This window comes from Propioniciclava sp. LT432 (genome assembly GCF_059515965.1).
The window spans coordinates 23,837-50,588 of sequence record NZ_JCAKNE010000024.1 but is presented as its reverse complement, the minus strand read 5'-3'; the positions used below and the strand labels follow the sequence as shown (position 1 = coordinate 50,588).

Here is a 26,752-nt window from a genome sequence, read left to right as displayed (position 1 = left end):
CGACGTCGACGGGTCGTCCCGTGCGACCTGATGGAAGAAGGCGATTGTGGCGACGGCGCCCAGCAACAACTCCAACGACGACCTCTCGAACTTCGGAGCCAACGATTGGCTCATCGAGGAGATGTTCGAGGCCTACACGAAGGATGCGAGCTCGGTGGATCCGACCTGGCGTGACTTCTTCGCCGGCCGTGCCGGCCAGACCTCCGAGGCCCCGCCCGCGCAGCAGGCGCAGTCGGCACCGGCCGCTCCGGCTCCGACGGTTCCTCAGCAGGCGGCACCCGCGCAGTCGGCTCCCCAGCAAGCCGCCCCCCAGCAGGCGGCCCCGGCCGCGCCGGCCCCGGCCCCCACGACCGCCGAGGCGCCGCCCCAGAAGCCCGCGGCGGAGCCGACGGCTGCGAAGCCGGCCCCGTCCGCCGCCCCACAGGCGCGCGTCGAGTCGCCGACCGGTCCGAAGAACCCGGGCTCCGCGGGCGGCCTCTCCGCCAACCGCCCGTCCGCCCGGCGCAAGATCGAGACGACCCAGGAGCCCACGCGCACGGTGATGCGCGGCGCCCCCATGCGCACCGCGAAGAACATGGACCTGTCGCTGTCCATGCCGACCGCCACGTCCGTCCGCAACGTGCCGATGAAGCTGATCATCGAGCAGCGGGACATCATCAACAAGCACCTGGCCCGCACCACCGGCGGCAAGGTCTCGTTCACCCACATCCTGGGCTACGCCATGGTCAGGGCCATCTCGATGGTGTCCGACATGAACGTCGGCTACGACGAGGAGAACGGCAAGCCGGTCCTCATCACCAACCACCAGGTCAACCTCGGCCTGGCGATCGACATGCCCAAGCCGGACGGTTCCCGCACCCTGATCGTGCCGAACATCAAGGCCGCCGACCAGATGAACTTCCGCGAGTTCTGGCAGGCCTACGAGGCGATGGTCAAGAAGGCGCGCAACAACGAGCTCACCGTCGATGACTTCGCCGGTACCACCGCGTCGCTCACCAACCCCGGCGGCATCGGGACGTCGCACTCCGTGCCGCGCCTGATGCCCGGGCAGGGCGTCATCCTGGGCGTCGGCTCGATCGACTACCCGCCGGAGTTCCAGGCGGCGTCCGACCAGCGCATCAAGGAACTCGGCGTCAGCAAGATCACGACGTTGACCAGCACGTACGACCACCGGGTCATCCAGGGCGCCACGTCGGGCGAGTTCCTGAAGGTGATGCACGAGCTGATCATCGGCAAGCACGACTTCTACGACGAGATCTACCTCGCGCTGCGCGTGCCGTACCTCCCGCTGCGCTGGACGTCCGACGACTCGGCGCACCGCGCCTACGAGCTGGCCAAGGGCACCCGCGTCGTCCAGTTGATCGACGCGTACCGCAGCTGGGGCCACCTCATGGCCGACATCGATCCGCTCGAGTACTCCCAGCGCAGCCACCCCGAGCTCGAGCTCGAGGCGCACGGCCTGTCGATCTGGGACCTCGACCGCGAGTTCCCGGTGGGCGTCTTCGGCGGCCACGAGAAGGACACGATGACGCTGAAGGACGTGCTGACGCAGCTCCGCACGGCCTACTGCGGCCACGTCGGTGTGGAGTACATGCACATCGCCGACACCGAGAAGCGCCGTTGGGTGGAGTCGCGGTTCGAGAGCCCGAGCATCCGCTGGGGCCGTGAGGAGCACCTCCGCATCCTCGACAAGCTCAACGAGGCCGAGATCTTCGAGACCTTCCTGCAGACCAAGTTCGTCGGCCAGAAGCGCTTCTCGCTCGAGGGTGCCGAGGCGACCATCGTCATGCTCGACGAGATCTGCGACATGGCCGCCACCGAGGACCTGGACGAGGTCACGATCGGCATGCCGCACCGGGGTCGCCTGAACGTCCTGGCCAACATCGTCGGCAAGAGCTACGGCCAGATCTTCCGCGAGTTCGAGGGTTCCATCGACCCCAACCAGGTCATGGGCACCGGCGACGTGAAGTACCACCTGGGCGCCGAGGGCGAGTTCACCTCGCTGTCCGGAAAGACGGTGAAGACGTCCGTGGCCGCCAACCCCAGCCACCTGGAGGCCGTGAACCCGGTGCTGGAGGGCATCGCCCGCGCCAAGATGGACGCCGCCGGCACCCTCGAGCAGGGCGCGGTCCTGCCCGTCCTGCTGCACGGCGACGCCTCGTTCTCCGGCCAGGGCGTCGTCTACGAGACGCTGCAGATGAGCCAGCTGCGTGGCTTCAAGACCGGCGGCACGATCCACATCGTCGTCAACAACCAGGTCGGCTTCACCACCGCTCCGTCCGAGTCACGGACGTCGACCTACTGCACCGACGTGGGCAAGTCGATCGGCGCCCCGATCTTCCACGTCAACGGTGACGACCCCGAGGCCGTGGCCCGCGTCGGACGCCTCGCGTTCGAGTACCGCCAGCGCTTCCAGGCCGACGTGATCATCGACCTGATCGCCTACCGCCGCCGGGGCCACAACGAGGGCGACGACCCCAGCTTCACGCAGCCGAAGATGTACGACCTCATCGAGCAGAAGCGCTCCGTGCGCCGCTTGTACACCGAGGCGCTCATCGGCCGTGGCGACATCTCCACCGAGGACGCCGAGGGCGTCATGGAGCGGTTCCGCGCCCGCCTGGAGGGCGTGTTCAAGGAGGTCAAGTCCGCCGACGAGGAGGACGACTCCTACCGCCGGGTGCCGTTCTACCCGGCCAAGCTCGGGCACGACCAGGGCACCGCGATCTCACGCGAGGTCATGCAGCGCATCGCCGATGCGCAGGTGACGTTCCCCGAAAGCTTCACTGTCCACCCGAAGGTCCTGCCGCAGATGCAGCGTCGGGCCGAGTCCATCGCCAACGGCCCGATCGATTGGGCCACCGCCGAGTTGCTCGCCTTCGGCTCGCTACTGATGGAGGGCCGGACGGTCCGCCTCACCGGTCAGGACAGCCGCCGTGGCACGTTCTCGCAACGCTTCGCCGCTGTGGTGGACCGGACGACGAACGAGGAGTACGTCCCGCTCAAGCACCTGAGCGAGGACCAAGGCCAGTTCCACGTCTTCGACTCCCTGCTCAGCGAGTACGCGGTCATGGGCTTCGAGTACGGCTACTCGGTGGCGTCGCCGCAGTCACTTGTGCTCTGGGAGGGCCAGTTCGGTGACTTCGCCAACGGTGCGCAGACCATCGCCGACGAGTTCATCTCCTCCGGTGACGCGAAGTGGACCCAGAAGTCCGGCGTGACCCTGCTGCTGCCCCACGGGTACGAGGGCCAGGGCCCCGACCACAGCTCGGCCCGCATCGAACGCTGGCTGCAGCTGTGCTCCGAGGGTGCACTTGCGGTCTGCCAGCCCTCGACCCCGGCCTCGCACTTCCACCTGCTCCGTACGCACACCTACGTGAACTGGCACCGTCCGCTGGTGATCATGACCCCGAAGTCGATGCTGCGCAGCAAGGCTGCGGCGTCCCCAGTGGAGGAGTTCACGCAGGGCAAGTGGCGCCCGGCCATCGGCGACGAGTCGATCACCGACCCGTCGGCGGTGCAGGCCGTCATCCTGTGCTCGGGCAAGATCCGCTGGGAGCTCGTGAACCAGCGCGCCAAGCGTGGCCTGGAGGGCAAGGTCGCGATCGTGTCCCTGGAGCGGCTCTACCCGCTGCCCACCGACGAACTGGTCGCCGAACTGGGCCGCTACCCCCATGTGACGGACATCCGCTTCGTCCAGGACGAGCCGGAGAACCAAGGTTCTTGGCCCTTCATGGCGCTGCACCTGCCCAAGGCCCTGTCCGAGGGACTGGGTGGTCGCGAGATCACCCTCAAGCCGACCACGCGTCCGCAGTCGTCCTCGCCGTCGGTGGGCCTGCTGAAGGTGCACCAGGCCCAGGAGGCGATCCTGATGGACCAGGCGTTCGAAGGGATCTGACGCTCCGGTGTACTTCACCGATCGCGGCATCGAGGAGCTGGAGTCCAGGCGTGGCGAGGAGGAGGTCTCCCTCGCCTGGCTCGCCGAGCAGTTGCGCACCTTCGTCGACCTGAACCCCGAGTTCGAGGTTCCGGTCGAGCGCTTGGCCACCTGGCTGGCTCGGCTCGACGACGAGGAGGACGACTTCGATGACTGATGCCGCGGTCGGTGTCTCACCGGGACGGGTCAACCTGATCGGTGAGCACACCGACTACAACGACGGTTTCGTCCTGCCCATCGCCCTGGACCGCACCGCGCGCGTCCGGGCGGAGTGGACGGGCGGTGCGGGTGTCCGCGTCTTTTCGGAGCAGCTGGACGAGTCCGTCGAGGTCACCGACCTCACCCCCGGGCGGCGGGCCTGGTGGGGGTACGTCGCCGGAGTCGTCTGGGCCCTCCGTGAACGGGGGCATGCCGTCGGCGGCGTGGACCTCACCCTCGACAGCACCGTCCCCCTCGGCGGAGGGTTGTCGAGTTCAGCCGCCATCGAGTGCGCGACCGTGCTCGCCCTGGACGCACTGGCCGGACTGGGCCTGTCACCGCAGGAACTCGCCGAGGTGGCCCAGTCCGCTGAGAACGGCTTCATGGGGGTGCCCACCGGCCCCATGGACCAGCGGGCCAGCCTGTGGTGCACCACCGACCATGCCCTGCTCCTGGACTGCCGAACGCTCACGACCGCGCAGGTTCCGTTCGCCCTGCCGGACGACCTCGTCCTCGCCCTCGTCGACACCCGCAGCCCCCACGTGCTGGCCGACGGGCACTACGCCCAGCGCCGCGCGGCGTGCGCCCGCGCGGCGGAGGCCCTCGGCGTCCGTGCCCTGCGCGACGTCGCCGAGGCGGACCTCCCCGCCGCACTCGCCCGTCTGGAGGACGCCGAACTGAGGCGTCGCACCCGCCACGTGGTGACAGAGAACGCCCGTGTCCTCGCCGCCGTGGCCGCCCTTGAGGCGGATGACTGGGCGAGCTTCGGAACGCTTCTGACGGCGTCCCATCACTCGATGCGGGACGACTACGAGATCACCGTTCCGACCGTGGACCTGGCGGTCGAGGTGGCCTTGGCCGAGGGCGCGCTCGGCGCCCGCATGACCGGGGGCGGCTTCGGAGGGACGGTCATCGCGTTGCTGCCCGCGACCGCCCTGTCCACCTTCACGGCCGCGCTCGAGCGGGCCTACTCCGAGCGGGGATTCACCTCGCCGGGATTCAGCACCACCCGTGCATCGGCGGGAGGCCTCGAGCTCAGCGCCGCTGGGTGAACCAGGCCGTACTGCTCGGCACCACGAGCCCGACGACTGCAGCCAGGCCAGCAGCAGCTCCGAGCCAGGCCACCGGCGCGTTGTTCATCGCCAGCTCACCGTAGCCCAGCGCATGCAACAGTCCCGCGGCCACGGCCGGCCCCCGTGCCCAGCGCGACCCACGCAGCAACAGGATCCCTCCCGTGCCGACCAGGAGGGCCCACAGGCCCAGGGCCACCCCGACGCCACCACTGAACGAGCCGTGTCCCTGGGCGAGCGACACACCCGCCATCACCAGGGTGGCCAGCGCCAGCCCCAACGTGGCGAGGGCAGCGACGAGGACACCGGCGGGAAGGGGACGGGCAGTCTCGGGCACGCCGTGAGTCTAGGGGGCACCGGCAGGAAACCACGCCAATCCGGCACGTCCTCTTGTTTTCGGCGTGACAAGTTGGCAAGGTAGTCAGGCATGCCCGAAACACCCCGCGGGCACGGACAGATTTTTCCTCCCAGCACAAGGAGTGGTTGCCGCATGGACTGGCGCCATCGGGCTGCATGCCTGACCGAGGATCCGGAGTTGTTCTTCCCTGTGGGGAACACTGGCCCGGCCATCATGCAGATCGCTGAGGCGAAGAAGGTCTGCGCGCGCTGCGATGTACGCACCGAGTGCCTCCAGTGGGCACTCGAAGCCGGCCAGGACCACGGGGTGTGGGGTGGCCTGTCCGAGGACGAGCGCCGCGCGATGAAGCGGCGAAACGCGCGCGCCCGCGTCCGCAGCTGACGCTCGCACCGGACAACGCCCCTCACCGCTGTCGGGGCGGTGGATGACGGGGGATTGAGGGAGATGCGCGCACGGTGGGCGCTTGATCCGACCAGCCAACGGGTCGCGTTGGCCGTCCTGAGACGGGGCCCCTTGTCACGGTCCGACCTGGGCCGTGACCTCGGCCTCTCCTCGGCGAGCGTCACCCGCCTCACGAAACCCATGGTGCAGGCCGGCCTCCTGGTCGAGCGTGAGCCCCTGGAACGCAGCACGGGACGTCCCGCGTTCCCCCTCGACATCGCGGCCGACAGCGCCACCTTCGTCGGCCTGAAGGTGTCCCACCAGGGCCTCCACGCCGTCCTCACGGACCTGCGCGGCACGATCCTGGCCAAGATTTCGTGTACGGGTGCACGCCTCTCCCCGGCCGACGTGACGGCCGCCGTCGGATCCCTGGTCGACCAGCTCACGGCCGACCGCCCTCGACCCAACGCCCTGGGCGTCTCGCTCGGCGCGACGGTGGGCCCGGACGGCCTCGTGCGCGGCGCCCTGTTCCTGGGCTGGGACGATCCCGTCGACCTCGCGGCCATGGTGGAGGCCGAGACGGACCTGCCCACCACGATCGACAACGATGTCAACGCGTTCACGGTCGCCGAGCACTGGTTCGGGGTCGGCCGGGACGCCACCGAGTTCGCCGTGGTGACGATCGGGGCCGGGGTGGGCGTCGGCCTGGTCGCACGGGACGAGCTGGTTCGGGGCCGAGCCGGTGCCGCCGGCATGGTCGGTCCCCTCTTCCTCGCGGACGGGCGCCGGGTCCAGGACGTCATCAGCGGCGACGTCGTGGGCGAACGCCTGGCGGTGCTGCTCGGGCGTCCGGTCACGCCCGAGGACCTGCCCACTCTGGCGGCGCGTGCGCAGGACGACCCGGGCCTCGCCGAGTTGCTCGACCACGTGGCGGACGCCGTGGGTCAGCTCGCGGGGACGGTCGCCGCCATCACCGCCCCCGACGTGCTGCTGGTGGCCGGCGAGGGGGCTCCCCTGCTGACCGGACGCGAGGACCGCCTCAGGGCCGCCGTCGCCGCCATGGTGCCCGCCCATGTCCCGGCACCGGACGTCGTCGTCGACGTCGTGGGGGACGACGAGTGGGCCAGGGGCGCGGCCGCGCTGGCCATCCGTGCCCACATGGGCGTCCACACCGAGCCCTGACCCGGCAGGCGGACTCCCGGATCAGCGTCCGTGGCGGGAGTCCGACGGGATGGTGATGCGGGCCCGCGTGCCCCCGCCCTGCTCGCGCGGTTCCATCTCGAACGTGCCGTCGAGGTCCGCCACCAGCGTGTTGACGATGGACAGGCCCAGCGAGCGGGACTCCTGGAGCGAGAAGTCCGAGGGCAGGTCCTCCCCATCGTTCTCGACGTCCACCCGCAGGACGCCGTCGTTCTGGGAGGGTCGTACGATCACCTCGCCGGGGCCGTCCGCCAAGCCGTGTTCCAAGGCGTTCTGGATCACTTCGGTGAACACCAGGGACAGGTTCGTGGCGACGTCGGCCGGCATGCTGCCGAAGCTGCCGACCCGCGTCATGGCCACCTTGTTCCTCGATGACGCCACGTCGCGCACCATCGTCATGAGCCGGTCGGCCACCTCGTCGAAACGGACCTCCTCGTCGAAGCCCTTGGACAGGATCTCGTGCACGACCGCGATGGCCGCCACGCGCTTCTGCGCGTCGGTCAGGGCCGTGGACGCCTCGGGTGACGTGGTCCGGCGCGCCTGGAGCCGCAGCAGCGCCGCGACGGTCTGGAGGTTGTTCTTGACCCGGTGGTGGATCTCGCGGATCGTCGCGTCCTTGGTGACCAACTCGCGCTCCCGGTTGCGCAGGTCGGTGACGTCGCGGCAGGTCACGAACCAGCCGACGCTGCGCCCCTTGAGGTGCAGTGGCTGGGCGCGGAGCCGGACCGCCCCCTGACGCGTCTCCACCTCCCGCTCCCGGACGCGTGTCGGCACCAGCAGGGGTGCCGCCACCTGTTCCACGGGCTCGCGGGTGTCCTCGATCAACTCGTCCGCGATGGCCCGGAGCCTGTCGCCCAGCAGGTCCCCGCCCCACCCGAGGCGGCGGAACGCACTCATGGCGTTGGGGCTCGCGAACGTGATGGTGCCGTTGCGGTCGAGGCGGAGCGAGCCGTCGCCCACCCGGGGGGTCTCCCACGGAACCGGCTTGTCCCCCGGAGTGGGGAACGCCGCCCCGTGCAGCATCTCCATGATGACCTGGGCGGTCTCCAGGTAGGTGTCCTCCAGCGCGCCGGGGGCGCGGACCCCCATGCGGTTGGTGTGCATCTCGACGACCGCGATGACCCGCTTCTGGCGGATGATGGGGATCGCGTGGATGTCCACCGGGATGCCCGCCTGCAGCTTGTTGCCGCTCGTGCTGGAGATTTGCCGGGACAGGTAGGCCTCCGTGACCAGGCTTTCGGGGTCGTACGCGATCTCCTCGCCGACCACGTCGTCCTCCAAAGCCGTCGGTCCGGTGTTCGGACGGCACTGCGCCGCCGCCCAGAAGACGTTCGGGTCCTCGTCGGGTACCCACAGAATCAAGTCGCTGAAGGAGAGGTCGGCCAGCACGTCCCACTGGTCCACGAGCCCCGAGAGCCAGAGCGTGTCGTCAGCGGAGAGGTCACTGTGATGGGCCACCACCTCGGTCAGCGTGAGCATGAACGACATCGTATGGTTCCGCTCCAACGCGCGTGCCCCCGGGCGGGCATCGGGACGAACGAAAAGCCCCCACCATGACGGTGGAGGCTCTCGAAACTGGTCGAAGGACTCAGGCGTTGGGGCGCTTGCCGTGGTTCGCCTTGGTCTTCTTGCGAGCGCGGCGCTTGCGACCGGTCTTACCCATGATGGATCTCCTCTGCGTCGGTGCGCCGGGCGGCGCGACGGTCCATTCTGCCACGGACGCCATGGGTGTCCCAAACGTCGCGCACGGGACGGTCAGGCCTGGGCGGCCGGCGGTTCCTCGATCACGGTGACGCTGACCGTGTGGATCTGGGTGACCACGCGCAGGCGCAAGGTCTCCGGCGCGCGTGGGCACGCGCAGGCCCGACGGACGAGCCGCTTGAGGGCGTCCAGCAGGTCGGTCTCGTCCAGGCAGTGGGCGCACGCGTCGATGTGGTGGCGCAGTTCATCCGCCTCGCGCTCGGAGAGCTCACCGTCCAGGAATTGGTTGACCCGGGCCGCCACGAAGCTGCAATCGACCTCACGCATCGCGACCACCGGTCCCGATGCCCAGCGAGGCGGCGTGGTCGGCGAGCTTGGCGCGTAGCTGCGTCCGCCCTCGGTTGAGGCGAGACATGACCGTGCCGATCGGCGTGCCCACGATCTCGGCGATCTCCTTGTAGGAGAAGCCCTCGACATCGGCGAGGTAGACGGCCATCCGGAAGTCCGGAGCCAATTCGTTCATCGCCTCGGTCACGGCCGAGTCGGGCATGCGATCCAGCGCGTCCATCTCCGCCGAACGCAGGCCGGTTGAGGTGTGCTTCTCGGCGGCGGCCAACTGCCAGTCCTCGATGTCCTCCCCGAACCCCTCCTTCGGCTGCCGCTGCTTCTTGCGGTAGCCGTTGATGTAGGTGTTGGTGAGGATGCGGTAGAGCCACGCCTTCAGGTTGGTGCCGGGCTTGAACTGGTGGAACGAGGCGAACGCCTTGGCGTACGCCTCCTGCACCACGTCCTCGGCATCGGCCGGGTTGCGGGTCATCCGCAACGCCGCGCCGTACAGCTGGTCGATGAAAGGCATCGCGTCACGCTCGAAACGAGCGGAGCGCTGCTCGGGGGTCTCGGAGTCGACGTCGACCTCGCGGGGCGCGTCGGTGCTGGACAGGTTCATCACATACGAGAGTACCGCCGACGCCGGAGCGGCGCGCAGCCCCGTGGCCGGGAGCGTGAGTATCTCGGTGCTTGCCATGGTGGGAGAACGCGACGTCCCCGTCGTTTGTTCCCCAGTGTTGGTCCTCGATGGTAGGAATGACCCATGAATCTCGTGCGCGGAATCGGCCGTCTGATGCTGGGCGGCTACTTCATCGTCCAGGGCGCCAAGGCCGTGAAGGACCCGGCCCAGTTCGCCCCCGTCGCCGAGCCCCTCGCTCAGCGCTTCGTCCCCCTGGCCCAGCGTGCGCTCCCGCCCGAGGCGTCCGCCTATGTCCCGGAGGATCCCGACACCCTCGTCCGCATCAACGGTGCCGTGTCGATCCTCGGCGGACTCGGCATGGCGACCGGCATCGGACGCCGCAGCGCCGGCTACCTGGCCGCCGCCTCCCTCGTGCCCCACGTCCTGGCCGCGAAGACCAACGGCGTGTCCGACGAGGAGAAGAAGGAGGTGCGCGGCCAGTTGATGCGCAACCTCGCGCTGCTGGGCGCGGCCCTCGTCGTGTCGCAGGACACCGCCGGGCAGCCGAGCCTGATGTGGCGCGCCGCTGACTCCCGCAAGCGCCTCGCCCGCGAGGCGGAACGCGCCCAGCGCACCGTCACCCGCGAGGCCGGTCGCGCCACGAAGGCCGTCACCAATGAGACCGGCCACGCGGCGAAGCTGCTGGCGAAGGACGCCAAGCGCCTGAAGCGGGAGGCGCAGTTGCAGGCGCGGATCGCCCGCAAGAGCATCGAGGGCGCCCTCGCGTGACCACACCGGTGAGCTCGTGACCCGCTGGCTGGCCCCCACCCCGGACTCGCCCGTCCGGGGGGCCGTCGTGGTCCCCGGCTCCAAGTCCGCCACGGCCCGTGCCCTCGTGCTCGCCGCGCTGGCGAGCGGTCCGTCGCGCCTCGTAGGCGCCCTGGACGCCCGTGACACCCGCCTCATGCGCGCCGCCCTCGGCTCGCTGGGTGTCGGCTTCGTCGATCAGGCGGACGGCTCGGTCACGGTCACTCCCCCGGCTCGGTTCTCCCCCGGGGCGGTCGATGTCGGGCTCGCCGGCACGATCATGCGGTTCGTCCCGCCGCTGGCCGCCCTGGCCGACGGCACCACGCCGTTCACCGGGGATCGCGAGGCAGAGGTCCGGCCCGTGGCACCGTTGTTGGACGGGCTCGCCCAGGCGGGCGTCCGCATCGACGGCCGGTCGCTGCCCTTCACGGTGCACGGCACGGGGTCGGTGCGCGGCGGCGAGGCCACGATCGATGCTTCCGGGTCGAGCCAGTTCGTGTCGGGGCTGCTCCTCTCGGCCGCCCGGTTCGACGAGGGCCTGGTCCTCCACCACGCCGGCGAGGCCGTCCCGTCGCGTCCCCACATCGGACTCACGCTCGCCATGCTGCGCGACCGCGGCGTGGACGCGGAGGAGGTCGGCCCCGCGTCCTGGCGGGTCAGACCCGGCACGATCGCCGCTCGCGACGAGACCATCGAGCCAGACCTGGTCAACGCCGCGGTGTTCCTGGCCGCGGCCCTGCCCACCGCCGGGGCCGTGACCGTGGCATGGCCGCAGCACACCGCCCAGGCGTCCGACGCCATCCTCGGCGTGCTGGACGCCCTCGGCGGCGTGGTGACGCGCACCAAGGGCTTCGTCACCGTGACGGGCACCGGACGGGTCCGGGGCGTGGACCTCGACCTCACCGATGCCAGCGAACTCACCTGCATCGCGGCCGCGCTCCTCGCGATCGCGGACGGCCCGGGCAGCATCCGCGGCGTCGCGCACGTGCGGGGCCACGAGACCGACCGGCTCGCAGCCCTGGAGACGGAGCTGCGCGAGTTCGGCGCGGGCGCCCACCAGACCCCTGACGGCCTGGCCATCGTCCCCGGCCCTCTCACCGGCGGGACCTGGCACACCTACGCCGACCACCGGATGGCCCATGCGGGAGCCGTCCTGGGCCTCGCGGTCCCGGGCGTCGAACTCGACGACATCGGCGCCACGACCAAGACGATGGCCGACTTCCCCGGCCTGTGGAACACCCTGGTGGAGCCGTGAGCCGGCGCTCGATGGAGCGCGACGAGCACGACGGTTTCGGACGCCCCCAGCGCCGCACCCGACCGCGGACGAAGGACCGCCCGGATTACTCGGACGCCGAGGTGGGACTCGTCATCACCGTGGACCGGGGCCGCTACACCGTCGACCTCGACAACGAGCAGGGAAAACGGCGCGTGCTGGCGGCCAAGGCGCGCCAGCTGGGCCGCAAGGGTGTGATCGTGGGCGACCGTGTCCGTGTGGTGGGCGACACGTCCGGCGACGAGGGCACCTTGGCGCGCATCGTCGAGGTGCTCGAGCGGGACACCGTGCTGCGACGCACCGCCGATGACGACGACCCGTTCGAGCGCCCCATCGTCGCGAACGCCGACCAACTCGCGATCGTGACCGCCCTGGCCGACCCCCCTCCCCGGATGGGCATGATCGACCGCATCGTGGTGGGGGCGTACGACGCGGGCCTGGTGCCGATCCTCGTGCTGACCAAGGCCGACCTGGCCTCCGCCGACGACCTCCTGGCCGCCTACGCCGGCCTGGACGTCGACGCCATCGTCGTGCAGCCGGGCGCCGACCTGTCCCACCTGCGCGCGTTGCTGGCGGACCACCGCACGGTCTTCGTCGGACACTCCGGCGTCGGGAAGTCGACGCTGGTCAACGCCCTCATCCCGGAGGCGCGCCGGACCACCGGCCTCGTCAACGAGCACACGGGGCGCGGACGCCACACCTCGACCTCGGCGATCGCGCTGGAGCTGCCGGAGCCGGGCGGCTGGGTGATCGACACCCCGGGCGTCCGCTCCTTCGGGCTGTCGCACGTGACCACCGACTCGATCCTCGCCGCGTTCGACGACCTGGCCGCGCTCGTCGCTCAGTGTCCCCGCGGCTGTCTCCATGACTCGACCGCGCCCGAGTGCGCGCTGGACGTCGCCGTGGCCGACGGCCGCCTGCGTCCCGAGCGGCTGGAGTCGTTCCGCCGCATGGAGAAGGTCTGGACGAGCCCGCCTTCCTGGGAGTGAGCCGTACCGGGCCGTCGGTGCCCCGACCACTAGGGTGGAGGCATGCCGGAGCCCTCCTACGTCGACGACGTGCGCCTCGCCCACGTCCTCGCCGACACCGCCGACGCGATCTCCTTGGCCCGCTTCAAGGCCCAGGACTTGACGGTGACCAGCAAGCCCGACCTCACCGAGGTCACCGACGCCGACCTCGCCGTCGAGGACGCGCTGCGCGCCACCCTCAAGCGGGCGCGCCCGCGGGACGCCGTGCACGGTGAGGAGCGCGAGGACTCCGGCTGGGGCCCGCGCCGCTGGGTGATCGACCCGATCGACGGCACCAGCAACTTCGTCCGGGGCGTGCCCGTCTGGGCCACGCTCATCGCGCTCATGGAGGGCGGCCGGGTCGTCGTGGGGCTGGTCTCGGCGCCGGCCCTCCAGCGCCGCTGGTGGGCCTCCCAGGGCGGCGGCGCCTACACGGGCAAGTCGCTGGCCAACGCCACGCGCCTGCAGGTCTCGGCCGTCGACGACATCACCCATGCGTCGCTGTCGTACTCGTCGATCCACGGGTGGGTCTCCTCCGGTCGCGGCCAGGGCTTCGTCGACCTGATGCGCGAGTGTTGGCGGACGCGCGCCTACGGTGACTTCTGGAGCTACATGCTGGTCGCCGAGGGCGCGGTCGACATCGCCACCGAGCCGGACCTCGCACTGCACGACATGGCCGCCCTCGACGTCATCGTCCGCGAGGCGGGCGGCCGGTTCACCAACATCGACGGGGTGGACGGCGTCGCCGGACCCGGCGCGCTCGCCACGAACGGCCGACTCCACGACGCGGTGGCCGACGCGCTGACGCTCGTCGAGCCCACCACCGAGCTGGACCCACTCCCCTGAGCGCGCGCAAGCCGGTGCCGGTGCCGGTCGTCGCCGCGCAGGTCGTCCGTCACCCGGACGCGCTGCGCGCGGTCCTGGGATTCCTCGGGACCGTCCTGGTGGAGTTCTTCTGGCTGCAGTTCTCCGTACGCCTGGGCCTTCGGAGGGTACCCGTCGTCGACGTCGACCACCCCCTCGACGAGCGCGTCCCGTTCGCCCCCGAGCGGATCGGCGCCTACCTGGACTTCATCGCGTTCTGGATCCGTCCCCTCGGCGACATCCGCCGCCGGTTCGGGGCAGGGGCCCAGCGACGCGCCGCGGTGGAGTTCCTCGGGCTCATCACGCGCGCCTACCGCGAGGCGTCCGGGGTCTACTCGACCACGATGTCCACCACGAGGCGACCGCGCTACCTGAGGGGCCGGTTCCTCGCGATCCACGCGTTCGACCCCCACCTGCTCTGCGTACCGAGCCTGCACATCATGGTCGTCGTCCTGGCCTGGACGTTCTACCGGCGCACCCACCGCGAGCTGGGCGCCGATGCGGCCACGGCGTCCGAGCTGGACGGCCCGCTGTTCGACGGCGCGGTCGAGATCGCCGAGACGGTGCTCTACATCAAGCAGCACAGCGTGAACTGCATCCCGGCCGCGCTGTACGCCATGGGTCGCCTCACCCCCGGGGATGTCACCGAGGCGGACGTGCTGGACTTCACCCGGGCCCTCTTCGTCGACTCACCGGTGGTGGCGCCCGCCGACGTCATCGCGATCCAGGAGCACGTGTTGACCACGTGGCGCGAGCTCGTCAGCGACGGTCAGGGTGACTCCACGTGGCAACCCGCCGTGCTGCGGTTCCTGGCGCGGATCGACGGGTCGGCCCCGACGGTCCGCAGGCCCTGACCGGCGTCGACCCGGTCAGCGCACCTCGACGCGGATAGCCTCGGGCATGGCCGTCAGGGCTGCCACGACGGCGTCCGACACCTCGCCGGCGATGTCCAGGACGACGTAGCCGGTCTGGCCACGCGTGGCGAGGGTCTGGCCCTCGATGTTCGTGCCGTGCTCGGCAAAAATCGTGTTGATCTTCGCCAGCACACCCGGGACGTTGCGGTGCAGATGCATGATGCGGCGCGCGTGCGGGGCTTGGGCCTGCACGGCCGGCAGGTTCACCGACAGGACGGTGGAGCCGTTCTCGGCGTAGTCGGCCAACTTGTTGGCGACGAAGTGGCCGATGTTCTCCTGGGCCTCCTCGGTCGATCCGGCGACGTGCGGCGTCAGGATGACGTTCGGGGTGCCGCGCAGCGGGTGCTCCCAGCCGGGACCGTTCTTCTTCGGCTCGGTCTCGAAGACGTCGATGGCCGCACCCGCCAGGTGGCCGGAGTCGAGGTGGCGCTTGAGGGCCTCGGTGTCGACCACGAACCCGCGGGACAGGTTGAGGAACAGCGAGCGGGGCCGCATCAGCGAGAACTCGTGGTCGCCCCAGAACCCGCGGTTCGCGGCCCGGCCGTCCACGTGCAGCGTGATCGTCTCGGCCTCGGCGAGCAGCTCCTCCAGGGAGCCCATGCGGCGGGCGTTGCCCAGGGCGAGCCGGTCGACGATGTCGTAGAAGAGGACGCGCATGCCCAGCGACTCCGCGACCACGGACAGCTGCGACCCGATGTTGCCGTAGCCCACGATGCCCAGCGACCGCCCCCGGATCTCGTGTGACCCCTTCGCGGACTTCGACCACTCTCCGGAGTGCATGCGGGCGTTGTGGTCGGTCAGGTGGCGCGCCATGGCGATGATCTCGCCGATGGCCAGCTCCACCACGGACCGGGTGTTGCTGAACGGGGCGTTGAAGACCGCCACCCCTCGATGGGTGGCCTCCTCCAGAGCGATCTGGTTGGTGCCGATGCAGAACGCGCCGACCGCGCGCAGGTGGGGCGCGGAGTCGATGACCTTCGAGGTGAGCTGCGTGTTGGACCGGATCCCCAGCAGGTCGACACCGTCGAGGGCCGCGATGAGGTCGTCCTCACCCAGGGCGCCGGGCACGGTCTCCACCTCGTACCCGCGTTCCTGGAGGAGCCGGACGCCGGAGGGATGGATGTTCTCGAGGAGGAGCGCCTTCACCCGGGGCATTCTACGTTCTGTGGCGGAACGTCGGGATCGCGGCCACCAGTCGGGCGGTGTAGGGGTGCTCGGGGGCGCTGAACAGCCGCGTCGAGGGTCCGGCCTCGACGATCCTGCCGGCCTGCAGCACGACGGCGTCCGGGCAGACGTGGCGAACCACGGACAGGTCGTGGCTCACGAAGAGCAGCGTCAAGCCGAGCTCGTCGACCAGGCACATCAGGAGGTTGAGCACCGTGGCGCGGACGGACACGTCCAGGGCCGACACGGCCTCGTCGGCGATGATCACGCGCGGGTTCGGTGCCAGGGCGCGGGCGATCGCGATGCGCTGACGCTGTCCGCCGGAGAACGCGTGCGGGAACCGTGACGCGGCGTCGGCGGGGAGCCCCACGGCGTCCAGCACCTCGGCGACACGCCGGCGCTGGTCGACGGCGCCGAGTTCGCGCCGCACCCGGGGGCTCCGGAGCGGCTCCGCCACGATGTCGCCGACCCGCATGCGGGGATTGAGCGAGCTGCGGGGGTCCTGGAAGACGAACTGGACGGCCGCCCGCAGGAAGCCGAGCTCACGCTCCAGCACGCCCGAGACCGGTCGGCCGTCGAAGCGGACGGTGCCCGACGTCGGCCTGTCGAGGCCCGCCATGAGGCGGACGAGGGTGGACTTGCCCGAGCCGGACTCCCCCACGATGCCCAGGCGTTGGCCGGGCGCGACCGTCAGGCTGACGTCATCGAGGGCCAGCACCTTCCGGCGCCCGGTGTGGTACACCCGGGTGAGGTGCTCGACCTCGAAGAGGGGCTCGTCCTTCATCGGCCCCCCCGCATGTGCTCGGCGACGGTGGGCAGTCGGGTGCCGGGTTCCAGAAGGTCGAGCCGGGCGGTGGCGACGAGGCCCGCGGCGTACGGGTGTTGGGGGCTGCTGAAGACCCGCTCCGCGCTTCCCCGCTCGACGACCTCGCCGTCCAGCATCACGAGCACGTCGGAGCACAGCTGGGACACCACGGCGAGGTCGTGGCTGATGAACAGACAACTTGCGCCCACGGCGTCCAGCACCTCGTCGAGGACCCGCAGGACCGTCGCCTGGACGGTGACGTCCAGGGCCGTGGTCGGCTCGTCGCAGATGACGAGGTCCGGGCGGTTGACCAGGGCCATCGCGGTGACGACGCGCTGGCGCTGCCCGCCGGAGAGCTGGTGCGGGTAGCTGTCGGCGATGCGTTCCGCCTCGGTGAACCCGACGGCGTCGAGCATGCTGATGACGGCGTTCCGGGCACGGCCGGCGTCCCGGTCGCGGTGCAGGCGGAACGCCTCGGCGATCTGGCGGCCCGCCATCATCGTCGGGTCCAACGCCGTCATGGGCTCCTGGAAGATCATGCCCATCCGATCCCCCCGCAGACGGGACAGCTCGCGGTCGGTGAGACCGACGAGTTCCTGCCCGCGGAGCCGGATCGAGCCGGTCACACGCGCGTACTCGGGCAGGAGCCCCATGATGGCGAGCGCGGTGACGGTCTTGCCGGAGCCCGACTCCCCGATGATCCCGAGGCGCTGCCCAGCGGCGAGGTCGAAGTCGAGTCCCTTCACCACGGGCGGCTTGTGCCCGAAGGAGACCGACAGGTCACGCACCTGCAGCAACGGGGGCTGCGCGTGCGGGTCGGTCCCGGAACTGGTCGCAGGGTTCACGCGACCTCCTGCAGCTTCGGGTCGAGGAAGTCCCGCAGGCCGTCGCCGACGAGGTTGAACCCGAGCACGGCCGCCGCGATCGCCAGACCGGGCCAGACGGCCTGGCTGGGGTGGGCGAACAGGTACGTCTGGGCGTCCCCGAGCATCCGTCCCCACGACGGCACGGTCGGCGGGGTGCCCAACCCGAGGTAGGACAGCGCCGCCTCGGCCAGGATCGCGATGGCGAAGCTCACCGACGCCTGGACGCCGATCATGGGGGCGATGTTGGGCAGGACGTGCCGGACCGCGATCCCCCCGACCGGGGTCCCGGAGGCCCGCGCCGCCAGCACGTAGTCGGACGCCAGCACCGACAGGGTGGCGGCCCGCGTGACGCGGATGAACGCGGGGATCGTGGCCAGGCCGATCGCGACCATCGCCGTCTCCGTGGACCCCCCGAACACCCCGGCGAGCACGATCGCCAGCAGCAGCGCCGGGAACGCGTACGCCACGTCCACCGTCCGCATCACCGCCTCGGCGGGCCAGCGCGGTAGCCAAGCGGTGACGATCCCGAGCGGGACCCCGCCCAGGGCCGCGATCCCGACGGCGATGACGCCGACGTACAGCGCCGACCGCGCCCCGACGAGGATGCGGCTGAGGGTGTCGATGCCCATGTGGTCGGTTCCCAACACGTGCGGCCATCCCGGGGGCAGGAGACGCGGGGCCGACCCGACGGCGGTCGCGCTGAACGGCGTCCAGACGAACGACAGCAGGGCCATGCCCATCACACCGATGACCAGGACCAGGCCGACCCAGAGTTCCGCGCGCTTCACGACGACTCCCGAGCCCGCAGGCGGGGGTCGATGAAGACGTAGCTGATGTCGACCAGGGCGTTGATGACGAGCACCGCCAACACGAGCAGCATCACGACCCCCCGGACGACCACCAGGTCGTTCTGGCTCACCATGTCCAGCAGCAGCGACCCCAGGCCGGGTAGGACGAAGACCCGCTCGATGACGATGGCGCCCACGATGACGGAGGCCAACTGCAATCCGAGCACAGTGACCAGGGACAGGGCGGCGTTGCGGACGCCGTGGCGCGCGAGCGCCCGCCAGCGCGTCCAGCCGATCGATCGGGCGGTGCGGTAGTAGTCCTCGGCAAGGACCTCGAGGAAGGCCGAGCGGACGTAGCGGATCAGCACGGCCGACTGGACCATGCCCAGCGAGACCACCGGGAGGACGAGGTGGCGTGCCCACTCGAGGGGGTCGCTCCCGAGTCGGACGTACCCACTGGCCGGCAGCCAGCCCAGGCTCACGCTGAACACGAACACCAACAGGATGCCGGCCCAGAATGCGGGGATGGCCATGCCGGCCTGGGCGGCAGCGGACGTGAGGAAGCCCTGCCACCGGCGACGCTTGAGGGCCGCGAGGGCACCCAGGGGCAGCGCGATGAGGACTGCCAGCAGCAGGCCCCCGGCCACGAGGGAGACCGTCACCCCGATCCGCGGTGCGATGAGCGTCCGGACGGGAAGGCCCGACAGCCACGAGCGACCGAGGTCACCCGTGAGGACTCCGGTGACCCACTCCAGGTACTGCACCGGGAACGGCCGGTCCGTGCCCAGTTGGGCCCTCTTGGCCGCCAGCTGTTCGGGCGTGGCCCCGTGCCCCAGGATCACGGCGGCCACGTCGCCGGGCAACGCCTGGGTGATCACGAAGATCAACGCTGAGGCGAGTGCCAGGCTGAGAGCGAAGATGCCCAGCCGCGCCAGGACTTGGCGGGCCACCGGAGGCTAGGCCTTGGCGATCGTCGTGACGTCGAAGGCCAGCGCGCTGTTGGCGTTCTGCGGAACCCCGGTGATGCCCGCTCGCGTGACGACGAGGTTCGGCAGGCTGAAGAGCCAGACGGCGGCGGCGTCCTCGGCGATGAGGCGGGCGGCGGCCCGGAGGTGGCCCGGGGACTCCTCCAACGAACCGGCCGCCGCAGCCGCGACCTCCTGCTGGACGGCGGGGTTGTCGTAGCGCCAGTAGTACGCGGGGTTGGCGAACGTGGCGACGTCGCGCGGCTCCACGTGGGCGACGATCGTCAGGTCGTAGTCGGCCTTGGTGAGCACCGTGTCGACCCAGCGGGCCGGGAACTGGAGTTCCTCCACCTGCGCGGTGATCCCGACGGCGCTGAGCTGGGAGGAGATGAACTGGGCCGCCTTGCTGGCGTACGGCAGCGCGGCGGGCCTCAGGCGCAGCGTGAGCTGCGGGTGGCCCGCCTCCGCCAGCAGCCGCTTGGACTCCTCGGGGTTGTACGGGTAAAGGCCCGTGAGGTCCTCGTAGTAGTCAGCCAGAGGGGTCGCCATCGAGCCGATCGGGACGCCCTTGCCGCCCCACACCGTCTCGACCAGCGCCTTCTTGTCGATGGCCTGGGTGATCGCGCGCCGCACCCGAACGTCCTGCAGCGCGGGGTTGCCCGTGCCCTGGACGTAACCCGCCGGCGCATCGGGCAGGACATACCCGTTGTTGATGCCCATGGTCACCTCACCGTCGGTGAGGCCCTCGATCACGGTGAAGCGGGAGGTGTCGGAGAACTGCGCGACGGCCTCGGGCGCCTGCAGGTTGGAGATGACGTCGATCTGGTCGGTCAGCATCGCGGCGGTCATCGCGTTGGGATCCCGGAAGTACCGGAACGTGACCTCGTCGAAGCGAACCGGGGTGCCCCAGTAGTTCGTGTTACGGGCCAGCGTGATGCTGTCCCCCGGGAGCCAGGTGCCGAGGGCGAGCGGGCCGGAGCCCGCCGTCTTCGATCCGGCCTCGGCGAAGCCGGCCGGGTTCATCACAATGCCCGCCGCCCCTGCCATGTCGTACAGCCAGAAGGCGTTGGGCTTGGCGAGCGTGATGGCGACGGTGCCGGGATCCACGGCCTCGGTCTCGACGACGTCCGCCAACTGCCGCTTCAACTTGGGTGCCGACTCCCCGGTCCGGATGCGCTCGACGTTCTGCACCACCGCGTCGGCGGTGATCGGCGAGCCGTCCGCGAACTTGGCGAGGGGGTTGAGCTTGAACGTGTAGGTGAGGCGGTCCTCGGTGACGTCCCACGCCTGGGCCAGCAGGGGCTTGAGCTGACCGTCCGCGTCCACCTTCACCAGGGTCTCGTAGACGTTGTAGAGCAGGGCTTGGGCCGGGGCCGCGGCGTCCGTCGCGGTCGGGTCGAGGGTGGGGGGCTCGGCCGTCGCTCCGATCACGAGCGTCTTCACCGCTGCGGGGTTCTCGGTCGCAGGGACGTTCGAGGGCGAGGACGGCAGGTTGGAAGCCCCACCCGAACATGCCGTCAGCAGCAGGGCGACAGCGGCCAGCGCTGCCCCGAGCGCGCGACGCCGACGCGTCCTCACCAACACCGACTTCGCCATTCGAATCCTCCGGATCACCGCCACCTGCGAGCGCGGCAAGCCTACTGCACCGCACTCTGACTCCCCGATTTTGGGATTCCCCGAGGTGTGGGCTAGAGTAGTCCAAGCAACAACGACGCGGGGTGGAGCAGCTCGGTAGCTCGCTAGGCTCATAACCTAGAGGTCAGGGGTTCAAATCCCCTCCCCGCTACCAACACGAAAGGCCCGGCCCTCAGGGAGCCCGGGCCTTTCGCACACCCCGGCCATTTGCCCGATCCGGTTGCTCGTCCTGCCGTGTGTTCTTGGCCCTTGTGCTTGGATGGGCGGATGACCACCGCTGTTCCACTCGGGTACCCGATCCATGAGGAGACGCTGCCCAACGGCCTCCGCGTGATCGTGAGCCCCGACCACGCCGTCCCGTTCGTGGCGGTCAACCTGTGGTACGACGTCGGCTCACGCGACGAGGAGCCCGGGCGAACGGGTCTCGCGCACCTGTTCGAGCACGTCATGTTCCAAGGGTCGGAGAACGTTCCCTCCGGGGAGCACTTCAACGCCCTGCAGGCGTCCGGTGCCACCGGGAACGCGACCACGTGGTTCGACCGGACGAACTACTTCGAGGCCGTGCCGACCGGGGTGCTCGACCTCGCCCTCTGGCTCGAGGCCGACCGCATGGGCAACCTCCTGCCCGCCCTCACGCAGGAGAACCTCGACACCCAGCGCGAAGTCGTCAAGGAGGAGAAGCGGCAGCGCTACGACAACGCACCCTACGGCGACACCGTCGACCACCTGCTGGCGCTTGCCTTCCCCCCCGACCACCCCTACGGGCACACCGTCATCGGGTCCATGGACGACCTCGACGCGGCTGCGCTCAGCGACGCGCACGCGTTCTTCTCCACGTGGTACTCCCCCAGCAACGCGGTCCTCACCCTCGTCGGCGACGTCACCGTCGAGGACGGGGTGGCGAAGGCCCGCAAGTACTTCGGCAAGCTGCCCTGCCGTCCGGTGCCGGCCCGCGCCGACCTCGCTGTCCTGCCGCCCCACTCCGGGGTCCCGCGCAGGGTGACGTCCGCACCCGTCCCGGCCGACATGCTTTACGTCCAGTGGCGGACGCCCTCGCGGGGCTCTCGCGAGGCGGACGCCGTGGACATCGCCCTCACGGTGCTCGGCGGCAGCGAGACATCGCGGCTGTACAAGCGCCTCGTGCGCGACGACGCCACGTGCTCGGGGGCCGGCTCATCCTCAATCGCGTTGGTGCGCGCCAACTCCCTGGGCATGGCGTATGCCCGTGCGCTCGAGGGCCAGGACCTCGCGACGATCGAGACCGCCCTGTGCGAGGAGGTCGCCCGCTTCTGCGAGGCGGGTCCGACCGAGCCCGAACTGCAGCGGGTCCGTGTCCAGTTCGAGCGGGAGTGGCTGGCCGAGTGCTCCCGCCTCGAGTCCCGCGCCGACCTGTTGAGCGGCTACACCACCATGTTCAACGACCCTGCCCGGGTCAACATGCGCATCGTCGAGTACACGAGCATCGGCGCCGACGAGGTCCGGGATGCCGCCCGGGCGTGGTTGGACCCGGAGGCGCGTGCCGTGCTCGAGTACCGACGCGGACCGTTGGGAGGCGAATAGTGGTCAGGTTGCCGAGGCGCCCGAGAGTTCGGCCCCCTGGTCCGTGGTCCTTCCCGCGCGGGCGCACCTTCCTGCTCGACAACGGGCTCCGCGTCATCCTGCACAACTTGCCCGGCCAGTACGTCGTCTCCGTCGGGCTGCTGCTCGACGTGCCGCTGAACAGCGAGCCGAACAGTCGCGAAGGTGTGTCCATTCTCACCGCGAGCACGCTCACTGAGGGCTCCCTCACGCACCCGGGCACCACCTTCGCCGAGGCCGTGGAGGCCTCCGGCGCCGTGCTGGAGCCCACCGTCGGCTACAGCCACGTCCACCTCCTGGCCGACGTCCCGGGCGCGCACCTGCGCACCGCAATCCGGCTGCTGGCGGAAGCCGTGATGGAACCCCAATTGGCCGACAGGGACGTCGAGCGGCACCGTCGACTCCAGGTGGCTCAATTGGAGCAGCAGCTCGCCACCGGGTCGGGTCGCGCCAACCACGCCCTGCGCCGGGCGCTGGTTGACCAGGCCTTCCGGGCCTCACGCAGCAGGGTCGGCCTGCCCGGGGTGATCGGTGAGGTCACGGGAGCCGATGTGCGCGCCTACCACCACGCCACCAACGGACCGCACGGCGCCGTCCTGGTCATGTCGGGCGACTACGACCACGGCGTCCTCGACGACGTCATCGACATCTTCAGCGCCTGGGAGTGCCCCGCCCAGGAACGCAGCACCCACGAGGTGCCCCAGGCCCGCCCAGGCGCGGCGTGGCTCATCGACCGACCGGGCTCGGTCCAGGCCGACATCCGTCGCGGCTGGTTCACCATCGACCGACGTGACGCCCGCTGGGCCGCCCTCCAGGTCGCGACGAACGCGCTCGGCGGGGCCTACCTCAGTCGCCTCAACCGTGTGCTGCGCGAGGAGAAGGGCTTCAGCTACGGCGTCAGCCTGCTCAACTCCCCCATGCGCAGCGGTGGCTACTCCTCCACCTACGGCTCCTTCCGCAACGAGGTGGTCGGCGAGGCGCTGTCCCTGATGCCCTCCCTGCTCGACGTGGCGGCCAACCCCATCACGAAGGAAGAGGTGGCCCGGGCCCGGGACTACATCGTCGGGACCACCCCCCTGCGGTACGCCACGGCGACGGGGGTGACCGTCGGTGTCCTGAGCCTGCTGGGTGCCGGCCTGGGCGCGGACGCCATCGACTCACAGCTGGCCGCCTACCGCAAGGTGACCCCCGACAGCGCGTCCGCTGCCGCCGTCGACCTGCTCGGCGTCGACTCCGGCTCCCTGGTCGTCGTCGGGGACGCCGGCGTCCTGGAGGGTCAGATCCGGGCGGCTGGTTGGGATCCCACCATCGTGCCCGTCGGCGATTGGATTTGACGGGCCAGCCCCTCGCGGAGGCGGCCCACCGTGCCCGGTCAGCGCCCCAGGGCGCGCATGGCCTCCTCCGTCGCGGCCTTGGCCTCCTGCAGCTTCGCCTGGTACGTCGCCAGGTCGCCTGACCGCAGGGCCAGGTCAGCCGAGTCGAACGCCTGGTCGGCCTTGGTCAGCGCTGCGATCGCAGCCGCCTCGTCGACCACGCCGGTCGGGGCGGTGGTGTCGGACGGTGCCGGCGTCTCGCCCGGGGCCGGGGCCTGCCCCGGGGCGGGCGTCTCGGACGGCGTCTGCCCCGGCGTCGGCTCGGTGACGGGCAACTCGCCGGTCGCGGCCCCCGCATCCCCCACGAACACCCGGTCGAGGGCCTCCTGGAGCGTGCTCCCGATGCCCACGTGCTCACCGAACCGGACGACGACGAACGTCAGGGCCGGGTAGGCACCGGCGTTGCCGCTCCGCTCCGTGTAGATGGGCTCCACGTACAGCAGGCCGTTGCCCATGGGCAGGGTGAGCAGGTTTCCGTACTTGATGGACGCCGAACCGCGCGATTGCGTGTAGGGCAGCAGCCGCTCGGCCACGTCCGGGTTCTGCGTGATGGCGTTCTGGGTCTGCCCGGGACCATCGATCTGGCGTCGGTCCGACATGCGCAGGATCCGGAGTTGCCCGTAGTCGGGACTCGCGGCATCGGCGTTGACGGCCAGGTAGCTGGCGAGGTTCTGGCGGTTCTGCGGCACGAACACGGCCGTCTGGCTGAAGACGGGGTGCTGGTCGCCGGGCCACTTGATCGACAGGTAGTAGGTAGGCTCCTTCTGGCGCTCGTTGCTCTGCACCGGGTCGATCGGCACCTGCCAGACGTCCGTGCCGTTGTACCAGACGCGCGGGTTGCCGACGTGGTAACGACCGAGGATCTCACGCTGCACCTTGAACAGGTCCTCGGGGTAGCGCAGGTGGTCCAGGAGGTCGGCGCTGATCTCCGAGCGCGGGGTGATCGTGCCGGGGAACGCGGCCTCCCACGTGCGCAGCAGCGGATCGGTCTCGTCCCACGCGTACAGCTTCACCGTGCCGTCGTAGGCATCCACGACGGCCTTGACGGAGTTGCGCATGTAGTTGATCGGCTGGTCGAGCTGCGCACCCAGGGCCGAGCTCTGGGTGGTGGACGTGGCGTCCCGGAGCAGGACGCGCTGGCTGTTCGGGTAGGTCGACGACGTCGTGTACGCGTCGACGATCCACACCAGGCGTCCCTCGACGATGGCCGGGTAGGTGTTGCTGTCCACCGTCAGCCAGGGTGCCACCTTCTCGACGCGTTGCTTCGGCGTCCGGTCGTAGAGGACCTTGGAGTTCTCGTTGACCCGGTCCGACAGCAGGATGTTGATGTCACCGAAGCGCGCGGCGTAGAGCAACCGGCTCAGCGGATCACCCATGGGGACTCCGCCCGAACCGTCGTACTCGTTGTACTGCTCGCCGCCGCCCTGGGCGCCACCCGGCGAGTCCAGCTCGATCGGGGCCTGGCCCTCCTGCCGCCCCACGATGGCGAAGCTCTCGGACTCCTCGCCGTAGTAGACGCGGGACTGCGCCTCCTCGATCTTGCCGACCGGCGGGATGTCGCGGGTGATCCAGACCGGCTCACCGTTGCCCTGGCGACGGTTGCCATAGGCCGACACGAACCCGTGCCCGTGCGTGTAGACGGTGTGGATGTTGTTCCAGTTGCGGTCAGGGATGTTGGCCTGGTTCATCTCACGGGCGGCCACCACGACGTCGGTCTCCTGCCCGTCGATCGTGTACCGGTCGATGTCGAGGATGTCGGGGAACGAGTAGTAGCCACGCACCTGCTGGAGCTGGTCGAACGTCGGGCCGATGACCTGGGGATCCATGAGGCGGATACCGGGCAGGGCGGCGGCGTCCTCCTTGAGCTGCCCGGGGGCCACCTGCGTGACGGCCTCGTACTCGGTGATCTCGGTGCCCGCGATGCCATAGGCGTCCTTGGTGGCGTCGAGGTGGGCGGCGATGAAGTCGTTCTCCCGATCCGGCTCGTTGGGGCGGACCTGGAACGTCTGGACGATCCACGGGTAGATCATCGACAGGATCAGGCTGGAGACCAGCATCAGGACGACACCCGTGCCGGGCACGAGCGACCGGCGCCAGAAGATGTTGACCACGAACAGTGCCGCGACGATGAAGGCGATGACCGCCACGACGAGCTTGGCGTCCATCCGCGCATTCGCATCGGTGTAGTGCAGGCCGGTGAAGAGCGTGCCCTGCTCCAGCACCAACGCGTAGCGGTCGAGCAGGTTCTGCAGGCCGTAGACGACCAGTGCCGCCGTACCCAGGATGGAGAGGTGGACGGACGCCGCGCGCGTGGCCCGACGACCGTCCTCCTGGCCCGGGGCCAGGTTGCCGACGGCGAAGTGGACGGCCACCGCGGCGATGAACGCGAAGACCAGACCGCTCATGAGCAGCGATGTCGCCAAGCGCCAGACCGGGTACTCCAGCATGAAGAAGGTGGTGTCCAGGCCGAACGTCGGCTCGATCACGCCGGAGGTCTGGCGGTTCCACCACGCGAGGACCGGCAGGGTCTGCGTGGCGGTCGACAGCCCGGCCATGAACCCGAACATCACGGCAGGCACCAGCATCGCCACCACCGCGTTGTGCTCCAGCAGGTCGCGGTAGCGGTCGAGGACGGCGGAAGCGCCACGGCGGCGGTGCTGGGGCCGGTGGCGGAAGGCGACCGCCATGTTGACCCACAGGAGCCCACCCACGACGAGGGCACCCACGACGAACAGGATCACCTGGACGCCGAGTTGCGTCAGGAAGACACCGGTGAACCCGATCGAGTCGAACCAGAGCTTCTCGGTCCACAGGCTCGCCGCGAGCAGGAACACCGCGATGGCGACAGCCAGGATGACGGCGGTCACCACGATGGGGCTGCGGCGGGGTGATGCTGGGGCTTGCACGTCTGCAGTGCTCCTTGGG

General features: G+C 70.2%; 24 protein-coding genes and 1 tRNA gene. 13 read left to right on the top strand and 12 right to left on the bottom strand.

Annotated elements, in window-relative coordinates; genetic code table 11:
- Nucleotides 1-43: 43 nt before the first annotated feature.
- The 3 genes from AC5YDV_RS14215 to galK are packed head-to-tail and all read left to right on the top strand — an operon-like array spanning nt 44 to nt 5,184.
- Nucleotides 44-3,895: a multifunctional oxoglutarate decarboxylase/oxoglutarate dehydrogenase thiamine pyrophosphate-binding subunit/dihydrolipoyllysine-residue succinyltransferase subunit gene (locus tag AC5YDV_RS14215; RefSeq protein WP_496184166.1), complete on the top strand. Its 3,852-nt coding sequence runs from the start codon at nt 44-46 to the stop codon at nt 3,893-3,895.
- Nucleotides 3,896-3,902: 7 nt separating this feature from the next.
- Complete coding sequence (locus tag AC5YDV_RS14210; RefSeq protein ID WP_496184126.1) at nt 3,903-4,091, top strand: DUF6104 family protein; 189 nt, start codon at nt 3,903-3,905, stop codon at nt 4,089-4,091.
- A complete protein-coding gene (gene galK / locus AC5YDV_RS14205; RefSeq protein ID WP_496184127.1) occupies nt 4,084-5,184 on the top strand; it encodes a galactokinase in 1,101 nt (366 codons plus the stop codon). Before AC5YDV_RS14210 ends, galK begins: the two co-directional genes overlap by 8 nt.
- On the opposite strand, the gene AC5YDV_RS14200 is transcribed toward galK, so the two are convergent.
- Nucleotides 5,168-5,539, bottom strand: a complete 372-nt coding sequence (locus tag AC5YDV_RS14200; RefSeq protein ID WP_496184128.1) for a hypothetical protein — start codon at nt 5,537-5,539, stop codon at nt 5,168-5,170. The two genes, galK and AC5YDV_RS14200, sit on opposite strands and share 17 nt — an antisense overlap.
- Before the next feature lie 153 nt (nt 5,540-5,692).
- On the opposite strand from AC5YDV_RS14200, the gene AC5YDV_RS14195 reads away from it, so the two are divergent.
- Together AC5YDV_RS14195 and AC5YDV_RS14190 are read left to right on the top strand one after the other, a co-directional pair.
- On the top strand, nt 5,693-5,941 hold the full coding sequence (locus AC5YDV_RS14195; RefSeq protein WP_496184129.1) for a WhiB family transcriptional regulator: 249 nt from the start codon (nt 5,693-5,695) through the stop codon (nt 5,939-5,941).
- Nucleotides 5,942-6,073: 132 nt separating this feature from the next.
- On the top strand, nt 6,074-7,123 hold the full coding sequence (locus AC5YDV_RS14190; protein WP_496192512.1) for an ROK family protein: 1,050 nt from the start codon (nt 6,074-6,076) through the stop codon (nt 7,121-7,123).
- A 21-nt stretch (nt 7,124-7,144) separates the two neighbouring features.
- Here AC5YDV_RS14190 and AC5YDV_RS14185 read toward each other — a convergent pair whose 3' ends face one another.
- The 4 genes from AC5YDV_RS14185 to AC5YDV_RS14170 all read right to left on the bottom strand — a co-directional run bounded on the left by AC5YDV_RS14185 (nt 7,145) and on the right by AC5YDV_RS14170 (nt 9,788).
- Nucleotides 7,145-8,620: a sensor histidine kinase gene (locus AC5YDV_RS14185; RefSeq protein WP_496184131.1), complete on the bottom strand. Its 1,476-nt coding sequence runs from the start codon at nt 8,618-8,620 to the stop codon at nt 7,145-7,147.
- Nucleotides 8,621-8,729: 109 nt separating this feature from the next.
- Nucleotides 8,730-8,804, bottom strand: a complete 75-nt coding sequence (locus AC5YDV_RS14180) for a 50S ribosomal protein bL37 (RefSeq protein WP_496184167.1) — start codon at nt 8,802-8,804, stop codon at nt 8,730-8,732.
- A 92-nt stretch (nt 8,805-8,896) separates the two neighbouring features.
- A complete protein-coding gene (gene rsrA, locus AC5YDV_RS14175) occupies nt 8,897-9,169 on the bottom strand; it encodes a mycothiol system anti-sigma-R factor (RefSeq protein WP_496184132.1) in 273 nt (90 codons plus the stop codon).
- Complete coding sequence (locus AC5YDV_RS14170; RefSeq protein ID WP_496184133.1) at nt 9,162-9,788, bottom strand: sigma-70 family RNA polymerase sigma factor; 627 nt, start codon at nt 9,786-9,788, stop codon at nt 9,162-9,164. Before AC5YDV_RS14170 ends, rsrA begins: the two co-directional genes overlap by 8 nt.
- A gap of 144 nt (nt 9,789-9,932) precedes the next feature.
- Between AC5YDV_RS14170 and AC5YDV_RS14165 the strand changes: the two genes are divergently transcribed.
- Genes AC5YDV_RS14165 through AC5YDV_RS14145 form a run of 5 tightly spaced genes read left to right on the top strand, consistent with a single transcriptional unit; the run spans nt 9,933 to nt 14,593 of the window.
- A complete protein-coding gene (locus AC5YDV_RS14165) occupies nt 9,933-10,577 on the top strand; it encodes a DoxX family membrane protein (RefSeq protein WP_496184134.1) in 645 nt (214 codons plus the stop codon).
- 16 nt (nt 10,578-10,593) lie between these two features.
- The gene (gene aroA / locus AC5YDV_RS14160; protein ID WP_496184135.1) at nt 10,594-11,850 is read left to right on the top strand and encodes a 3-phosphoshikimate 1-carboxyvinyltransferase; all 1,257 of its coding nucleotides are present in this window, start codon (nt 10,594-10,596) and stop codon (nt 11,848-11,850) included.
- An 11-nt stretch (nt 11,851-11,861) separates the two neighbouring features.
- Entirely contained in the window at nt 11,862-12,857 is a 996-nt protein-coding gene (gene rsgA, locus AC5YDV_RS14155) for a ribosome small subunit-dependent GTPase A (protein WP_496184168.1), read from the top strand.
- Between the two features lie 42 nt (nt 12,858-12,899).
- Nucleotides 12,900-13,721: an inositol monophosphatase family protein gene (locus AC5YDV_RS14150; protein WP_496184136.1), complete on the top strand. Its 822-nt coding sequence runs from the start codon at nt 12,900-12,902 to the stop codon at nt 13,719-13,721.
- A gap of 20 nt (nt 13,722-13,741) precedes the next feature.
- Nucleotides 13,742-14,593: a hypothetical protein gene (locus AC5YDV_RS14145; protein ID WP_496184137.1), complete on the top strand. Its 852-nt coding sequence runs from the start codon at nt 13,742-13,744 to the stop codon at nt 14,591-14,593.
- A 15-nt stretch (nt 14,594-14,608) separates the two neighbouring features.
- On the opposite strand, the gene serA is transcribed toward AC5YDV_RS14145, so the two are convergent.
- The 6 genes from serA to AC5YDV_RS14115 are packed head-to-tail and all read right to left on the bottom strand — an operon-like array spanning nt 14,609 to nt 20,837.
- Complete coding sequence (gene serA / locus AC5YDV_RS14140) at nt 14,609-15,799, bottom strand: phosphoglycerate dehydrogenase (RefSeq protein WP_496184138.1); 1,191 nt, start codon at nt 15,797-15,799, stop codon at nt 14,609-14,611.
- Nucleotides 15,800-15,809: 10 nt separating this feature from the next.
- Nucleotides 15,810-16,601, bottom strand: a complete 792-nt coding sequence (locus AC5YDV_RS14135; protein ID WP_496184139.1) for an ABC transporter ATP-binding protein — start codon at nt 16,599-16,601, stop codon at nt 15,810-15,812.
- The gene (locus tag AC5YDV_RS14130) at nt 16,598-17,467 is read right to left on the bottom strand and encodes an ABC transporter ATP-binding protein (protein WP_496184140.1); all 870 of its coding nucleotides are present in this window, start codon (nt 17,465-17,467) and stop codon (nt 16,598-16,600) included. Before AC5YDV_RS14130 ends, AC5YDV_RS14135 begins: the two co-directional genes overlap by 4 nt.
- On the bottom strand, nt 17,464-18,276 hold the full coding sequence (locus AC5YDV_RS14125) for an ABC transporter permease (protein WP_496184141.1): 813 nt from the start codon (nt 18,274-18,276) through the stop codon (nt 17,464-17,466). The genes AC5YDV_RS14130 and AC5YDV_RS14125 overlap by 4 nt, the downstream gene beginning before the upstream one ends.
- The gene (locus tag AC5YDV_RS14120; protein ID WP_496184142.1) at nt 18,273-19,226 is read right to left on the bottom strand and encodes an ABC transporter permease; all 954 of its coding nucleotides are present in this window, start codon (nt 19,224-19,226) and stop codon (nt 18,273-18,275) included. Before AC5YDV_RS14120 ends, AC5YDV_RS14125 begins: the two co-directional genes overlap by 4 nt.
- Before the next feature lie 6 nt (nt 19,227-19,232).
- On the bottom strand, nt 19,233-20,837 hold the full coding sequence (locus tag AC5YDV_RS14115; protein ID WP_496184143.1) for an ABC transporter substrate-binding protein: 1,605 nt from the start codon (nt 20,835-20,837) through the stop codon (nt 19,233-19,235).
- A gap of 116 nt (nt 20,838-20,953) precedes the next feature.
- Here AC5YDV_RS14115 and AC5YDV_RS14110 point away from each other — a divergent pair.
- From AC5YDV_RS14110 to AC5YDV_RS14100, 3 genes are all read left to right on the top strand, one after another.
- Nucleotides 20,954-21,030, top strand: a tRNA-Met gene (locus AC5YDV_RS14110).
- A gap of 113 nt (nt 21,031-21,143) precedes the next feature.
- A complete protein-coding gene (locus AC5YDV_RS14105) occupies nt 21,144-22,436 on the top strand; it encodes a M16 family metallopeptidase (RefSeq protein ID WP_496184144.1) in 1,293 nt (430 codons plus the stop codon).
- A gap of 8 nt (nt 22,437-22,444) precedes the next feature.
- The gene (locus AC5YDV_RS14100; protein ID WP_496192511.1) at nt 22,445-23,788 is read left to right on the top strand and encodes a M16 family metallopeptidase; all 1,344 of its coding nucleotides are present in this window, start codon (nt 22,445-22,447) and stop codon (nt 23,786-23,788) included.
- Nucleotides 23,789-23,826: 38 nt separating this feature from the next.
- Here AC5YDV_RS14100 and AC5YDV_RS14095 read toward each other — a convergent pair whose 3' ends face one another.
- The gene (locus AC5YDV_RS14095) at nt 23,827-26,733 is read right to left on the bottom strand and encodes a UPF0182 family membrane protein (protein ID WP_496184146.1); all 2,907 of its coding nucleotides are present in this window, start codon (nt 26,731-26,733) and stop codon (nt 23,827-23,829) included.
- Between the last annotated feature and the right edge of the window lie 19 nt (nt 26,734-26,752).

Coding starts and splice junctions, on each gene's coding strand:
- rsgA (WP_496184168.1), top strand. CDS start 11,862: ATGGAGCGCGACGAGCACGACGGTTTCGGACGCCCCCAGCGCCGCACC.
- AC5YDV_RS14185 (WP_496184131.1), bottom strand. CDS start 8,620: ATGCTCACGCTGACCGAGGTGGTGGCCCATCACAGTGACCTCTCCGCT.
- AC5YDV_RS14115 (WP_496184143.1), bottom strand. CDS start 20,837: ATGGCGAAGTCGGTGTTGGTGAGGACGCGTCGGCGTCGCGCGCTCGGG.
- AC5YDV_RS14135 (WP_496184139.1), bottom strand. CDS start 16,601: ATGAAGGACGAGCCCCTCTTCGAGGTCGAGCACCTCACCCGGGTGTAC.
- AC5YDV_RS14150 (WP_496184136.1), top strand. CDS start 12,900: ATGCCGGAGCCCTCCTACGTCGACGACGTGCGCCTCGCCCACGTCCTC.
- rsrA (WP_496184132.1), bottom strand. CDS start 9,169: ATGCGTGAGGTCGATTGCAGCTTCGTGGCGGCCCGGGTCAACCAATTC.
- AC5YDV_RS14105 (WP_496184144.1), top strand. CDS start 21,144: ATGACCACCGCTGTTCCACTCGGGTACCCGATCCATGAGGAGACGCTG.
- galK (WP_496184127.1), top strand. CDS start 4,084: ATGACTGATGCCGCGGTCGGTGTCTCACCGGGACGGGTCAACCTGATC.
- AC5YDV_RS14170 (WP_496184133.1), bottom strand. CDS start 9,788: ATGAACCTGTCCAGCACCGACGCGCCCCGCGAGGTCGACGTCGACTCC.
- AC5YDV_RS14195 (WP_496184129.1), top strand. CDS start 5,693: ATGGACTGGCGCCATCGGGCTGCATGCCTGACCGAGGATCCGGAGTTG.
- AC5YDV_RS14165 (WP_496184134.1), top strand. CDS start 9,933: ATGAATCTCGTGCGCGGAATCGGCCGTCTGATGCTGGGCGGCTACTTC.